The sequence below is a fragment of the Streptococcus suis genome, from assembly GCF_046032535.1.
GTDB lineage: Bacteria > Bacillota > Bacilli > Lactobacillales > Streptococcaceae > Streptococcus > Streptococcus suis_AK.
Window position 1 is genome coordinate 1 of record NZ_JARQPL010000018.1, and the last position, 15590, is coordinate 15590.

The 15590-nt window shown below is 41.2% G+C and carries 14 protein-coding genes; all 14 read right to left on the reverse strand.

Going from position 1 to position 15590, the window contains the following annotated elements:
* Positions 1–440: 440 nt before the first annotated feature.
* The 14 genes from ileS to typA all read right to left on the reverse strand — a co-directional run bounded on the left by ileS (position 441) and on the right by typA (position 15479).
* Positions 441–3230, reverse strand: coding sequence for an isoleucine--tRNA ligase (gene ileS, locus P7J58_RS06610; RefSeq protein ID WP_029187356.1), 2790 nt, complete (start codon positions 3228–3230; stop codon positions 441–443).
* A gap of 13 nt (positions 3231–3243) precedes the next feature.
* Positions 3244–3684 (reverse strand): GNAT family N-acetyltransferase, encoded by a 441-nt coding sequence (locus tag P7J58_RS06615; protein WP_408555948.1) that lies wholly within the window; start codon positions 3682–3684, stop codon positions 3244–3246.
* Between the two features lie 232 nt (positions 3685–3916).
* Positions 3917–4606 carry a DivIVA domain-containing protein gene (locus tag P7J58_RS06620; protein WP_029185013.1) on the reverse strand — a complete coding sequence of 230 codons (690 nt, stop codon included), beginning with the start codon at positions 4604–4606 and terminating at the stop codon, positions 3917–3919.
* 8 nt (positions 4607–4614) lie between these two features.
* The gene (locus P7J58_RS06625) at positions 4615–5406 is read right to left on the reverse strand and encodes an RNA-binding protein (protein WP_408555949.1); all 792 of its coding nucleotides are present in this window, start codon (positions 5404–5406) and stop codon (positions 4615–4617) included.
* A 2-nt stretch (positions 5407–5408) separates the two neighbouring features.
* Complete coding sequence (locus P7J58_RS06630; protein WP_002943042.1) at positions 5409–5672, reverse strand: YggT family protein; 264 nt, start codon at positions 5670–5672, stop codon at positions 5409–5411.
* A gap of 4 nt (positions 5673–5676) precedes the next feature.
* Complete coding sequence (locus tag P7J58_RS06635; protein ID WP_002943041.1) at positions 5677–6240, reverse strand: cell division protein SepF; 564 nt, start codon at positions 6238–6240, stop codon at positions 5677–5679.
* A gap of 16 nt (positions 6241–6256) precedes the next feature.
* Positions 6257–6928 carry a YggS family pyridoxal phosphate-dependent enzyme gene (locus P7J58_RS06640; RefSeq protein ID WP_105121869.1) on the reverse strand — a complete coding sequence of 224 codons (672 nt, stop codon included), beginning with the start codon at positions 6926–6928 and terminating at the stop codon, positions 6257–6259.
* A gap of 6 nt (positions 6929–6934) precedes the next feature.
* Complete coding sequence (ftsZ, locus tag P7J58_RS06645) at positions 6935–8164, reverse strand: cell division protein FtsZ (RefSeq protein WP_002943037.1); 1230 nt, start codon at positions 8162–8164, stop codon at positions 6935–6937.
* Positions 8165–8189: 25 nt separating this feature from the next.
* The gene (ftsA, locus tag P7J58_RS06650) at positions 8190–9569 is read right to left on the reverse strand and encodes a cell division protein FtsA (RefSeq protein ID WP_408555950.1); all 1380 of its coding nucleotides are present in this window, start codon (positions 9567–9569) and stop codon (positions 8190–8192) included.
* 152 nt (positions 9570–9721) lie between these two features.
* Positions 9722–10804 carry a cell division protein FtsQ/DivIB gene (locus P7J58_RS06655; RefSeq protein WP_408555951.1) on the reverse strand — a complete coding sequence of 361 codons (1083 nt, stop codon included), beginning with the start codon at positions 10802–10804 and terminating at the stop codon, positions 9722–9724.
* Between the two features lie 5 nt (positions 10805–10809).
* A complete protein-coding gene (locus P7J58_RS06660; RefSeq protein WP_408555952.1) occupies positions 10810–11874 on the reverse strand; it encodes a UDP-N-acetylglucosamine--N-acetylmuramyl-(pentapeptide) pyrophosphoryl-undecaprenol N-acetylglucosamine transferase in 1065 nt (354 codons plus the stop codon).
* Positions 11875–11876: 2 nt separating this feature from the next.
* Complete coding sequence (gene murD / locus P7J58_RS06665) at positions 11877–13226, reverse strand: UDP-N-acetylmuramoyl-L-alanine--D-glutamate ligase (protein WP_336371921.1); 1350 nt, start codon at positions 13224–13226, stop codon at positions 11877–11879.
* A 97-nt stretch (positions 13227–13323) separates the two neighbouring features.
* Positions 13324–13614, reverse strand: coding sequence for a DUF3165 family protein (locus P7J58_RS06670; protein WP_024399526.1), 291 nt, complete (start codon positions 13612–13614; stop codon positions 13324–13326).
* A gap of 17 nt (positions 13615–13631) precedes the next feature.
* The gene (gene typA / locus P7J58_RS06675; RefSeq protein WP_408555953.1) at positions 13632–15479 is read right to left on the reverse strand and encodes a translational GTPase TypA; all 1848 of its coding nucleotides are present in this window, start codon (positions 15477–15479) and stop codon (positions 13632–13634) included.
* Positions 15480–15590 lie beyond the last annotated feature (111 nt).

The window sequence follows — 15590 nt, forward strand, 5'->3', positions numbered from 1 at the left end:
AAGAAGGCCTTTTTATTTTGTCCAGATGGGGTGGTTTCAGCATTAAAACAGCCATTTTTCTCTAAAAACAGTAAAAAAGACAAACACCAAAACGATGTTTGTCTGCAATCTGAAGAAGCCAGATGGCTTCTTTTTTTCTATTTATAGTCATTTGAATTATCTTTGATACATCGTCACTTTCGTCTTGCCATACTTTAGTATAGCCTGCGCCTCAGTTCCTTGTCTGAAAGCTAATTCATTCGACTATATATCAAAAGTAGCCTAGGAAACGAAGCCGAAGATCGAACTCTGTTACTTTCTTATTTCAAGGTAACAGGCTGAAAACCTCCAATGGAGCTTTTCACTCATCAAGGCTCGTGACAACGGATAATTTTGATTTTCGAAGAGTATTACAAAAAAGCCTATCGCTAGATAGACTTTAACAAATGTATTGTGATTACTTAAGCTTCAAAACCTTGAGCTACTGCTTCAGCAAAGTTTTCTTCCACTACGCTTGCACAGTGATCACAGATTGTCGCACCATAGCTGCGCTCTGCAACACTAGTATCAATACGGCGGCAACGGTCACATACTTCACCGCTTGCACGCTCTACAGTAAAGGCAACTTCTTCTACAAGAACAGCACTTTCAGGAGCTGCTTCCGTGGTTACTGTCAAGTTTGAAACGATGAGCAACTGAGCAAGGTCTGCATTCAAGCTCTCCAAGAAGGACTTGGTTTCAGCTGAGACATAGGCAGTCAAATGAGCTTCGAGTGACTTACCAATCACTTTTTCATTACGTGCTTCTTCCAAGGCTTTTTGAGCTTTTGTACGGAAGACCATAAAGTTTTCCCAATCAGCTAAAAGCTGCGCTTCATTAGCAAAGGTTTCCACCTCTGGCATTTCCGCCAATTGTACAAACTCTTCTGCTTCGTGTTCCAAGTATGACCAGATTTCTTCTGCCGTGTGTGGCAAGATTGGGGTCAAGAGCTTGGTAATTTTCACCAAGATGTCGTAGAATACTGTCTGCATCTGACGACGAGAAAGTGATTTAGCACCATCAATGTAGACGACATCTTTGGCAAAATCGAGGTAAAAGGCTGATAAATCAAGTGTTACAAAGTTTACTACAGATTTGTAAATAGCCATGAAATCATAATTGTCGTAGGCTTCACGGATTTGAGCTACCAACTTGTTAAATTTCACCAAGAGATACTGGTCAACAGAACGAAGCTCGTCGTATGCCACCGCATCGCTTGCAGGATTGAAATCAGAAGTGTTAGCAATCAAGAAGCGAAGGGTATTACGGATTTTACGGTAGGTTTCAGAAACCTGTCCAAGAATATCCATAGACACACGTACGTCGTTTGAAGTATCAACGGAAGTTACCCACAGACGTAAGATTTCTGCACCAAACTGTTTCTCAACATCACTTGGAAGAATGGTATTTCCTAGGGATTTAGACATCTTCATGCCTTTACCATCAAGGACAAAGCCCTGTGACAAGACAGCCTTGTATGGCGCATGACCATTTACAGCAACAGAGGTAATCAAGGATGAGTTAAACCAACCACGGTATTGGTCAGAACCTTCTAGGTAGAGGTCTGCTGGGTAGGAAAGGTTTTCACGGGCGTTCATAACACCATTCCAAGATGAACCAGAGTCAAACCATACGTCCATGATGTCTGTTTCTTTGGTAAATTCGCCATTTGGTGAACCTGGATGTGTGAAACCAGCTGGCAAGAGATCTTTGGCTTCAGATTTCCACCAGATGATAGAACCATGCTCCTCAAAGAGAGCTGCTACGTGGTCTGTCACTTCCTTGGTCATAATCGCTGTACCATCTTCTGCATAGAAGATTGGAAGCGGCACACCCCAAGCACGTTGACGAGAGATGACCCAGTCACCACGGTCACGGATCATGTTGTAAAGACGTGTTTTACCCCAAGCAGGAATAAAGGTCGTTGCTTCGATTTGGTCCAAGATTTCCTGACGGAATTTAGAAACAGAGGCAAACCACTGTGGCACTGCACGCCAGATGATTGGCTTCTTGGTTCTCCAGTCAAATGGGTATGAGTGATTGATCACTTCACTAGCAAGGAGCAAGTCGCCTAATTTTTCCTTAACCGTTGGTACAACCTTGTCATAGAATTGCCCTTCAAAATCAGGACCCGCAGCTTCATTCATCAAGCCACGTTCGTTGACAGTTACCGCAACCTCCAAGTCATATTTGACACCGACATTGTAGTCATCCTCACCAAAACCTGGAGCTGTATGGACGATACCAGTACCCGAGTCTGTTGTGACATGGTCACCCAAGATAACCAATTCATCAACTTCAACATCCCATGGGTGTTCGGTCACGATATATTCAAACTCAGCACCCTTGTGTTTTGAAATCACTTCAAAGGATTCCCAACCGAATTTGGCTGCCAAACTATCAACCAAGGCTTCTGCCAAGACATACTTACGGTCAGAACCAGCTGGTTGAACCAAGACATAGTCAATATCTGCTCCCATGGTCAAACCGCGAGAAGCCGTTACTGTAAATGGAGTCGTTGTCCAGACAACGATGTAGCTGTCTGTATCCAAGAGCCCCTTGCCATCTTTGACCTTGTTAGCATAGTAAAGAGATGTTGAGTCAATGTCATGGTATTCAATTTCAGCTTCTGCAAGGGCAGATTCAGATGACCATGACCAGTAAACAGGCTTGGCACCACGGTAAATATAGCCCTTGTCTGCCATAGCACCGAAGACACGGATTTGAGCAGCTTCATAGTCTTTCGTCAAGGTGATGTATGGATTTTCCCAGTCTGCAGAAACACCCAAGCGTTTGAAATCATCACGTTGCTTGTCAACTTGGCTAAGAGCGTAGTCACGGCACATTTCAAGGTATTCTACCAAGTCCATTTCCTTGCGCTTAACACCTTGTTTTGCCAAGACTTGCTCAATAGGAAGACCATGCGTATCCCAACCCGGTACAAATGGTGCACGGAAGCCAGACATTGACTTTGAGCGAACGATAATATCTTTAGAAATCTTGTTCAAGGCGTGTCCAACGTGGATATTTCCGTTAGCGTATGGGGGACCGTCATGAAGATGAAAGGCAGGTTTGCCTTCATTGAGTTCTTGGCGACGAGCATACAAGTTTGCTTCATCCCAGGCCTTTTGCCATTCTGTCTCGCGAGTTGGTAAGCCTGCACGCATTGGGAAAGCCGTTTTGCCTAAATTAAGGGTTTCTTTGAGTTTCATTTTATCTCCTTTATTAAAAAGTTAATTCCATTTTTATTTCTTGGCCAATCATACCAACTGATTGAAAGCCAAATTTTTCTAAGATATACCGCATTTTATGATTACCAATCACATAATTCATCGTAACTTTTTGGCATAAAGTATCTTCTTTGGCCAGAACCAGAATTTGTCGAATCACTTCTTTACCATGTCCGCGATTTTGATGATTCTTATCGATTAACAAACGCCAAACATAGTAGCTCTTGTCCTCTTCTTGAATAGACAAGAGCACAAAACCTACAACTTTCCGACCAAACATCACCGCATAGGGATACAATTGTCCGCTATCCTTATACAGCCAAGCCTGGGCCAAAGAATATTCAACCGATGCTACTCGGCGTTGGTCCTCAGGTGCAAGTTGAACTTGTAACACCGCTTCAAAGTTGTCCTTGTTTACTAATTCTAATCGTATCATAAAAAATATAAAAAACTCCCGCCAAATAAGGACGAAAGTTCGTGGTACCACCTTAGTTTAGATAGAGTTTCCCCTATCCCTCTATGTTCGTAACGTGAACGGACGTCTTTCCTTACTATTTTCAGGAAAAATCAAACAAAGTGATGATCCATAGAAAGAGATTGTAGGGCTTCCACCATCTCCTACTCGCTATAAATATTTCTACCGACCGTGTCTCTGCTTATGATCTTTATTATTCTTCTGTTGAAATTTCTACAGAATCTCCACTCTCAAAAGCCGCTGCCTGACGAGTTAATTCTGCAATTTCTTCTGGTGTCAATTGACGTGTATAATCCAAACTTTCTTCTTCAACAGGTAATTCTTCATCCAAAGCCTTATGAAGAACATCACGAAAGGCTTCGTCACTTGTTTGAATGTAACTTGCTGTTGGGCGAAGGATTTCCTCCCATTCAGATGAATTAACCAATGATAATTGGCTTTCTACTGTTGATTTCAGACGCTGATGGAAAATACGTGTCTTGTTTTTTAATTCTTCAGTCTCAATGACAACTTTTTTCGCGTTGTCAGTCGCATTACGAAGAATTTCATTTGCCTTATCTTTAGCTTCATGTAACAATGTTGCCGCATCATAGTCAGCTTGTTTAATAATATTTACCGCTTGATCTTCGGCCGCAACCTTTACTTTCTCAGCTGTATCTTGAGCTAAAAGAACTGATTTACTCAATGATTCTTTCATCTCATCAAAATAAGCTAAACGTTCCCGCAAATTTTTCAATTCTAACTCTTGGTCATGATTTTTACGAATTAAATCCTCATAATCACGTGTTACAATGTCCAAAAAGTCATCAACTTCATCTGCGTCGTATCCTCTAAATTTTGTAGCAAAGGTTTTATCTTTTAATTCTAATGCTGTAAGTGCCATCTTTCCTCCTAAGTTTTAACAATGTCTAACTTCAATTTTATCTTCCCTTGCTTAGAAAAACCTAAAAATTCATTTAGGTGAACTCTACCATATCTCCTAACACTAATTAATTGCCCTATTTCAACTAATTTACTGGTTTGTTCTGTCAGAACATAATCCAACTTCACATGTCCAGCCTCAATCAACTTGTTTGCAGTTGCCCTTGAAAGATTAAATGCGACCGAAATCAATTTATCCAATCTCATACTGGAAACCAACACATCCTTTGAACGCCATTCCTGTCCAATCGGTAGTCGAACAGTCGTCCATTCTTCTTCCTTTCCCTTAACAGGGACACGAGCAACTTTAGTGATAGATTGTAAGGCAATCTGCCCAAATTTCTGATCGATAAAGACAATCAATCGTTCATCATCAATCAAAATATCACCCAAATACTCCCTTTTAATCCCTAGTTGATTGAGAAAAGTTCCAAGAACTTGTGAATGGGATAAGGTGTGAAATTTTCTAGCATAGGACAAATGAAGAGCGGTTAACTCAAAGTCCTTGATGTCCAACTCATAATAAGCCGGGGCAATAATAACCCGCGAATGTTCAGTCGAAACAAAGTCCCGACTAGAAAACGTTTGTAACTGGTAGTAGTTAGCAATTTTGCATACAATTTCATCTTGTCTAGGATGTAAAAACTGAGTTAATCTGTATGAATACGTATCTTCAACTTGCTGACACATATCCATTATTTTCTCTACAAACTCTCTTTCTTCCCTAGAAAAATGTTGCAATAAGTTTTTGTCATTTTTCATAACTATGCTAACAGGAGCAATAATTGAACCAAGAAGCGTGTTCCCATATTAAGCGCAATCATGGCTGCCATTACAGTCCAATCCAACCCCATAAATTGCAGATTAAATCGCCTAAAGGGTTTTAAAATCGGTGCTACCAACCATTGAATCAAACGTCCAATCGAGCTTGTGTATAGGCTAGGAAACCAACTTAGCAAAGCATATGCTAATAAGAGATAGGAATAAATTTCTACAATTTTTAATAGTAAAAAAATCAAAATTTGCATAGTGTTACCGTTTTATATCAAAGTCAAAATTTGAATCAGCCACACCAGTACTTGTACCAGCATTGCGCAATTCTTCAATATTGACTGTGACATTTACTGGAGTTAACAGCCACATGGTATTTGAGACCTTTTTCAAATTTCCAGATAATACTGAACGAGCACCATCCAAGTAGTCTAGGCAACGTCTAGCTTGTTGCTCCGACATATATTGAAAATCAATGAGAATACTCGCATTATCTAATAAAAGATTTACCATCTCTGGTGCATCTTCATAACGTTTTGGAAACTTAATATCAATTGTAGTTTTGACAATCTCTTTTTCGTTATTATTAGTCATCAATTCTTGCTGCCTTTCATGTAGGCGTTGAAGTTGACTTTCTGAACGTGCTTCCCGACGCGTCTCTACTTTTGGCTGCTGTTCGCGCACAGGTGCAGCTGTAGTACTGGCAACACGCATTTTAGGACGATCATTAGGCATTGAATAGGCATCTGCCTGTTCTTCAACTTCATTGACTTCGTCAACTTCAAAGTAATTAAATAAGTTCTTAAATGTATCTTTTAATGCCATATTTTCCTCCTCTCCATTATTCAAAGAATGCTGAGCCAATTCTCACATATGTAGCTCCGTGAGCAATGGCGCGTTCAAAGTCCCCACTCATTCCCATACTTAACTCTGTAAAGGGCATACGTGGTAAGTTCCTTGTAGCTAGTTCTTCTTGGATTTCCTGCATTTTAGAAAAGATCTCGTCTAATTCATCATCTGTAGCATCAATCGGTGCCATCGTCATCAATCCAACAAGTTCAATGTTCTCCAATAAACTAATTTCAGCAAGTGCCGTATCAATCTCAGATACTGCAAAGCCATGCTTACTCTCCTCACCGGAAACGTTGACTTGGAGGAAACACTTGACTATTTTAGTCGCACGTTTATCTATTTCCTGAGCTAGTTTGACAGAGTCTAGGGCGTGGAAATAATCAACAAATGGAATAATGTCCTTGACCTTTCTTCTCTGTAAAGTCCCTATCAAATGCCAGGTCAATTGTTTGTCTGCTAGGGCATTATACTTTTCTAAGAACTGATCGACTCGATTTTCTCCAATATGGGTAATCCCAGTATTCACTAGCTGATTAGCAATAGAGCTGTCAACATATTTGGTGACAGCTATTACCTTTACTGATTCACTTGGACGACCTGCCTTCTCAGCAGCTTTTGCCACTGCTGAAAAGATAGCATCCTTATTCTTTTGAAAATTCATTTTAGTTTAGCGATTACGGAAGAATGGTGGTGTATCCAATTCATCCTCATCTTGATCCATTGTAAATTTTTCGACTGAAACAGTGGATGTTGGTTCTGTGTCAGTTGGACGAATCAAGTTTTCACGACGCAAATCCCACTCTCCGAAGGCAGAAGCTTTCGGCGCTTCAGTTTGTTGTGCAGCTCCACGAGTTGGTGCTGATGCTACTGAATGATCAAAGCGTTGAGAAGGGCGTGGTGAAACAGCTTCCGTGCGATGGCGGGCTGGTTTATCAGCAGTATCTTGACGAACACCCGTAGCCACAACAGTCACACGAATCTCATCTTTCATTGTTTCATCAATAGATGTACCCAACCAAATGTTAACACCTTGACCCGCAGCCTGATTAACGATTTCTGAAGCATCTTCTGCTTCTGTCAGAGTCATGTCATAACCACCTGTAACATTGACAATGACATCCTCTGCACCATCAATTGTTGTTTCAAGAAGAGGAGAATAAATCGCTTTACGAGCCGCCTCAATCACTCGGTCCTCACCAGTACCGATACCGATACCCATCAAGGCGTTTCCTTTGTTTTCCATAACTGTCTTCACATCTGCAAAGTCCAAGTTAATCAAACCAGGATTTGTAATCAAGTCTGTAATTCCTTGAACACCTTGACGAAGAACATTATCAGCTTCGCTTAGTGCTTCTAAAAGCGGTGTTTTCTTATCAACAATTTCAAGAAGGTTGTTGTTTGAAATAATTAAGAGTGTATCTACTTGTTCGCGAAGACCTTCAATTCCCTCAATCGCAAAGTTTCCACGTTTATTACCTTCAAAACCAAACGGACGAGTCACAACTGCGACAGTCAACGCACCCAAGTTTTTAGCAATACGTGCAATAACAGGAGCCGCACCAGTCCCTGAGCCACCGCCCATACCAGCAGTGATGAAGACCATATCTGCACCAGTTAATACATTAGTCAATGCTTCTTCGCTTTCCTCAGCAGCTTTACGACCAACCTCAGGTTGACCTCCAGCACCCAAACCACGAGTCAATTTAGGACCTAGTTGGATCACTGTTTCAGCTTTAGAGCTACTTAGCGCTTGTACATCTGTGTTTGCTGCAATAAACTCAACCCCAGCAACACCTTCTTCAATCATACGGTTGATTGCGTTCCCGCCACCACCGCCGACACCGATTACTTTAATGACAGCACCATGACTAGCTGCTGCTTCAAATGAAAATGCCATAGTTTAAATCACCTTTTCTTTTCTCTTATTCAAACATGCTGCCAAACAAACCACGAATGCGATCTGTGATGTTTCCCTTAGCAGCTGGACGAGCTTCTTCTTCCTCATCATGGTAAGTAGGAGCAACTTGTTCCTCTACCTGATCAACTGTGTTCAATTCGTTCACGATTTCTCTTTGAATTGGCTGACTAATCCGAGGACGAGCAACAGGAATTTCAACTGGCTTATGTCTCAAGGTAGTTTCGCCATTTACTGCATGTTGGGCAATATTTTCAACATCTTCTAACTCACCAACATACTCAACAAAGCTAATCACGCTTGCAAATGCTGGATTGCGGATACCAATTTGATTTGGAACATAAAGTTTAGTGTTAACACCAAACACTTCTTGGGCCAATTCTGTAATTCCTGGTAAGATAGCACCACCACCTACAATAACAACGCCTCCTGGTAAATCTAGAGCACGTGTACGCTCCAAATCTTGTTTCACACGGTCAAAAATCTGACGCAGACGTGCCGCTATCACTTCTGAAAGGTAGCGCTCGGTCACTTCAACTGGAGCGTTTTCTCCAATCACGTCAACAGTGAATTTTTCCTTATCACTTGCATCTTGCGGATAGGCAATGCCGTAGTTGTATTTCAAGTTTTCAGCGATACTCTTTGAAGTTGTCAATACTTTTGAAATATCGTTTGTGATATAATCTCCACCTTCTTGGTAGATGTTTGTGTATTGCAACTCTTGGCCACGCATAACAGCCACAGTCGTTTGACCGCCACCAAGATCAATGACAGTCGCACCAAACTCACGTTCACCTTCATTCAATACAGAGCGAGTTAGTGCCAACGGAGAAATTACAATATTTTCAACTTGGACACCTGCACGCTCCACCGTTTTACGAAGATTGTGAAGAATGGTACGTGGTCCTGTGTACAGCATACCACGCATTTCCAAGCGAATTCCCATCATTCCACGAGGGTCCTTAATGCCTTGAAATCCATCGACAGTGAACTCTTCTGGAATAAATGAAATCACTTCGCGTTCCGGAGTCATACTCTTTGTCAATGCTGATTTTACAACATTCTCAACATCCAAGTCTGTAATTTCTTGTGAATCTGTTGTAACAGGAATCATCCCTTGAGTCGGTTCAATCTGAAGAAGGTTGGCAGGTAATCCAACATTTACCTTTTCAATGCGGATACCTGACTTTTCTTCTGCCTGCTCGATCGCTTTTTTAATCGCTCCAGCAGCCACCTCAATATTTACAATAATTCCATCTTTGACGCCAGCACTTTTTACATTGCTGACCCCAATCACATTCATTTCGTTATCAATATATTCTGCAACCAAGACTTTAACGGAGCTTGTACCAATATCTAATCCCGTAAAAAAGCCGTTCCTAGCCATTCTATCAGTCCTCTCTTACTTCCAACTTTAACAAATCATCTTCCATTTTGAAAAATAGTATAATTAGTCATCATTCATTATACCATATTATATCGAATTATGGTGTTTTTAAAGGATTTTTTTATTACTTTTTCTTTACAAAATTATCTATTTTAGCTTGCATATCTATAAATGCCAACTTCCATATCAATTGTCGTTGGAACTGTCACTTCTGCCGCTATTTTTGTATAGTAAGGCAACTTCTGACTAAGCTCACTCAATGGAACTAAAACCGTGTTCCCATCTGCCATATTGAGTGTCAGCAAATCCGCGGTCACTTTACTTGGCGTTAAATTTATTGTCTGAATAGCAGAACGAATTCCTGTATCTATTTTCCCCAATTCAATGGCCAGTTCCTTGATTAATTCCTTGTCGGATAAATTAATCGTTGGGTAGCCTTCTGGCAAGGAATCCTGTGAAATTGACTCTCCACCAACCTCTCCACTAGACAATACTGGATACCACTGACTTTGTTGCTGAATGTAGCCTATTATAGCGTATTCTTTAATTTGAATCGTAAAGGTAGCTGGAAACTGGAACTTGATTGTTGCAGTCTCTACAGACGAACTATTCTTCTTAATATTCTTTGCGTAAGCATCTGCATGCAAAGCTATGGTTACAATGTAATCATCTGGAGAGATAAGGCTATAATTTTCTACTTGCTCAGCAGTTAGTCGCTCATTTCCAACGACCTCTATCTGTTTTTTCTTGCTGGTTGGAGAAATAAAATACAGAGCCAAGGCTGCCAATAACAAGCTCGCCATAAGAACTGGAACGGCTTTCCACACTACCTTGGAAGGAATATCAACTTTTAAAGTTTGAACCTCTTTCTCTGTTTCCTTTTTGGATTCCCGATTCTCTTGTCTTCTGTTTATTCCCTGAAAAAGGACTCTTTTACTCTTTCTAGCTTTTGGGCTCTTCTGTTCTGTCTGCCCTTCGTCAACTGCCTGAACATCTGCCTCATCTTTATGAGCAAGGTAGGCTTGATGGCGTGCTTTCCATTGTTCGAAAAAGGCACTTTTTTCATCATCCGGAGCAGTCATCTCAGGTATGTCTACATCCGTAGAAAGTCCTTTTTCTTCGGCTAATACAGATTCTTTCTCTACTGGTGAAATTTGTTCTGAATCCAATTCTACTTGGGGTGCCTGTTCCACTTCTAGCACTGGTTCTTCTATATTTGAATCTTTTTCCGTCATAGAACCTACCTTCCCATATCTTCTCTAAGCAAATTGTAAAAACTATCTACTGACTGAATTTCATTAGAATTTGCCATGTTTTGGATATAAAATTCCTTATTTTTCAATAGCTCATCGACTTCTACTAACAGGCTGGCAAATGTCAATTGACTTTCATCAATCTGCTTAGAATATCCCTTTTTCTCTGCATAGAGAGCATTTTCAATCTGATCCCCTCGACTGGCCTGCCTTCCTAGTGGCACAATCAAATGGAGTTGTTGCATGGCAATCAACTCAAACAGAGTATTGGAACCACCACGGGTAATAACGACATCCGCTAAATCCATCAAGGGTTGATAAAGTTCTGTCACATAGTCAACTCTATATAGGTTTTTATCTAATTGATTGAGACTACTGTCCCCTGTCAAGTTGATAATATTGAATCGTTCGGTCAGAGCAGCACTATTCTGACTGATTAAATCATTAAAGACCTTAGCACCGCCCGAACCACCTACAAACAGTAGGGTCGGCAGACTTTTATCGAAGTGACTGAGAATTTCTGGCAACTGAATTGGTGTAACTTTGTCATTCGTTTGCCCCACTTTTGTAACCGCACCAACATGTTTTACTTTAGTCAAGCTGGCAGGCTGCTCAAAAGTACTATACATGGTTGTCGCAAATTTATAGGCTATTTTATTGGCCAGTCCCATTGTTAAGTCTGATTCATGGATAAAGACCGGAACCCGCAGCAAATTAGCAGCAATAACTGGCGGAACCGATACAAATCCACCTTTTGAAAAAAGAGCTTGCGGACGAATTTTTGCAATGATGGCCAAGGATTGAAGAACACCAAAACCAACTTTAAACACGTCCAACATATTTTGGAAAGAGAAATAACGGCGCAATTTTCCAGTCGAAATAGAATGAAAATAGACATCTAAACCTGATTTCACAACCTGCTCATGTTCAATACCGTTCCCATCACCAATATAGTGGACTTCCCAGCCTTCTTCCAAAAATCGCGGAATCAAAAGGAGATTGAGCGTCACGTGCCCAACAGTCCCTCCACCTGTAAAAACAATTTTTTTCATGATTATTTCAACTCCTCAAAGGTCTGTAAGAAGACGTCGCCACGCACTTCAAAATTGGCATACATATCCCAACTTGCATTAGCTGGACTTAAAAGGACAATATCTCCTTTTTCTGCAATGGCAAAGGCTTTTCTAGTCGCATCCGCAATATCAAGAGCTTCTATCGTTTCCACTTCTGCCTTATCTGCAGCACGTTGAACACGGGGAGCTGATTGACCAAGGATCACCATTTTCTTTAGACCAACCAAATCAGGGACTAATTCATCAAATTCATTGCCACGGTCCAAGCCGCCTGCAATCAAAATGACCTTGCTATTGTCAAACCCTGAAAGAGCTTTTTGAGTCGCCAAGATATTGGTAGACTTACTATCATTGTAGAAGGAAACGCCATTGATTTCACCTACAAATTGCAGGCGGTGTTTGACTCCTCCAAAGGCAGACAAACTTTCCTGAATCGCTTGGTTGTCTACTCCCATCAATTTTGCAACTACAATTGTTGCCAAGGCATTTTCAACATTGTGTGAACCTGGAACACCAATTTGGTCAGCATCCATGATGTATTCACCCTTGAAATAGAGTTTTCCATCTGCCAAATAAGCTCCATCAACCACTTCCAGCGTAGAAAAAGGAACTACAGTTGCTTTGGTCTGTCCAGCCAATTCCTTGGCTTCTTTCTGGTTGAAGTTGAGCACTACAAAATCCTCAGCCGTCATCTGACGCTGAATCATCCATTTTGCTGCTACATAGTCTTCAAAAGTCCCATGATAATCAATATGACTGGCAATAAGATTAGTCACAACGGCGATATGCGGGCGGAAAGATTCTGTCCCCATTAACTGGAAAGACGATAATTCCATGACCAAGGTATCCTCTGCAGTCGCAGTTTGAGCGACCGAAGATGCTGGGTAACCAATATTTCCACATAATTTTGCAGGTTTATTTCCAGCATTCAAGACTTCTGCAATCATGGTCGTTGTCGTTGTCTTACCGTTCGAACCTGTAATCCCCACAATTGGAGCATCTGATACCAAGTAGGCCAACTCAACCTCTGTCCATACTGGAATTCCTTTTCCAATTGCTTTTTCAACCATGGGATTATCATAGCGAATTCCTGGATTTTTTACCATCAAAGCGAAATCTTCATCCAATAATTCCAAGGGATGGCTCCCGCAAATAACACGGATACCATCTTCCAACAAAGATTGAGCAGTCGGATTTTCTTCAAAAGGCTTTCCATCGTTAACAGTGACGATAGCACCCAATTTATCCAGGAGACGGGCTGCGGATTCCCCTGATTTAGCTAAACCTAGCACTAACACTTTCTTATTTTTTACAATATCAATCATCTTCATCTCAATTACCTTTACTTTCTAACACCTTATTTTACCCTTTACGAAGACCTTTTTCAAGCCAGAGGACAGAAAAACCGACGCAAAGCGTCGGTTAATTTCATCTATATCTATAAGGACCAGGTCGCTCTGTTCTCCTCTGCCTATCTTTAGGTTCTTTATCGAGATAATAAATATCCCGCATCGCCCAAAAACCAATCAGAATCATTAGTAGACCAACCCAAATTTCCTTTGAAAATTGCATGATTCTTAAAAATCCAAGTACCAAGGCAATCGCTAATGCTACCAGTAAAAATACTGCCGCAATCAAATTCATAGTCCCCTTAATATTGCGAGGTGCAATAAAAATATAAAAAAGTACTAACATGATGGCGAGGATTAAATAAAACATGCTTCTTCTCCTAGAAATTATTCCTCAGTCGCTAATTTTTTCTTCTTCGCAGCCTTATCACGCTCTGCCTTGTTCAAGATTTGCTTACGAAGACGGATAGATTCTGGCGTTACTTCCATGTATTCATCATCATTCAAGAATTCTAGTGATTCTTCAAGAGTCAAGATACGTGGTGTCTTAATTACAGACGTTTGGTCTTTGGTAGCTGAACGAACGTTGGTCATTTGTTTTGCAGTTGTGATGTTAACTGTCAAGTCATTTTCACGCGAGTTTTCACCGATAATCATTCCTTCGTACACTTCAGTACCTGGGTTGACAAAGATGGTACCACGCTCTTCAATACGCATGATAGAGTAGGTCGTTGCCTTACCTTGATCGATAGAAACCAAAGCACCACGGTGGCGGCCACCGATTTCACCTTGAACAACAGGCAAGTATTGGTCGAAAGTATGGTTCATGATACCGTAACCACGAGTCATTGAAAGGAATTCTGTTGAATAACCAATCAAACCACGCGCAGGTACTAGGAAAACAAGACGAGTTTGACCATTACCTGTCGCAACCATATCCAACATATCACCCTTACGCTCAGATAGGGATTGGATAACAGACCCTTGGTATTCTTCTGGAGTATCGATTTGCACGCGCTCGAATGGCTCCATTTTCACGCCGTCGATTTCCTTGATGATAACTTCTGGACGTGATACTTGAAGCTCATAGCCCTCACGACGCATGGTTTCAATCAAGATAGACAAGTGCAATTCCCCACGACCTGAAACAGTCCATTTATCTGGAGAGTCAGTAGGATCAACACGGAGAGAAACGTCTGTTTGCAACTCAGCCAAAAGGCGCTCTTCAATCTTACGAGATGTCACCCATTTACCTTCACGACCTGCAAACGGTGAGTTGTTCACCAAAAAAGTCATTTGAAGAGTTGGCTCATCGATACGAAGAACTGGAAGTGCCTCAACTACATCTGTTGGAGTTACCGTCTCACCAACGAAGATATCTTCCATACCTGAAACGGCAATCAAGTCACCAGCTTTAGCTTCTTGGATTTCCTTACGCTCAAGACCGAAGAAACCAAAGAGTTTTGTAACGCGGAAGTTTTTGGTTGTGCCGTCAAGTTTAGAAAGGGTAACTTGGTCACCAACTTTAACAGTGCCACGGAAGACACGACCGATACCGATACGACCTACGAAGTCATTGTAGTCCAAAAGGGATACTTGGAACTGCAAAGGCTCATCTGAGTTATCCACAGGAGCTGGGATATGCTCGATAATAGTATCGAAGATTGGTGCCATTGTTTCTTCTTGGTCTGCTGGATTGTCAGACAAGGAAGAAGTTCCGTTGATAGCTGATGCGTAAACCACTGGGAATTCCAACTGGTCATCATCTGCACCCAATTCGATGAAGAGTTCAAGCACTTCATCTACCACTTCTTCTGGACGAGCAGATGGCTTATCAATCTTGTTAACAACAACGATTGGTGTCAAGTTTTGCTCAAGGGCTTTTTTCAATACGAAACGAGTCTGTGGCATAGTCCCTTCGTAAGCATCCACGACAAGCACAACACCGTCAACCATTTTCATGATACGCTCAACCTCACCACCGAAGTCCGCGTGTCCCGGTGTGTCCATGATGTTGATACGGGTACCGTTGTAAGCTACGGCAGTATTTTTTGCTAGGATGGTAATACCACGCTCTTTTTCAAGGTCGTTAGAGTCCATGGCACGCTCATCAAGGTTTGTGCGCTCATCAAGCGTTTGGGATTGTTTCAATAATTCATCAACGAGGGTTGTTTTTCCGTGGTCAACGTGTGCAATAATGGCTACGTTACGGATGTCTTCTCTAAGTTTTGTCATAATATCCTCTGTATCTTTTAATTTAACTAAAAAAGTATATCATAGATTGGCGCAAAAATCACAGATAATCTTGTTGTAAATGTTTTCAGGCAGTTGATTGAGAAGAAAAAG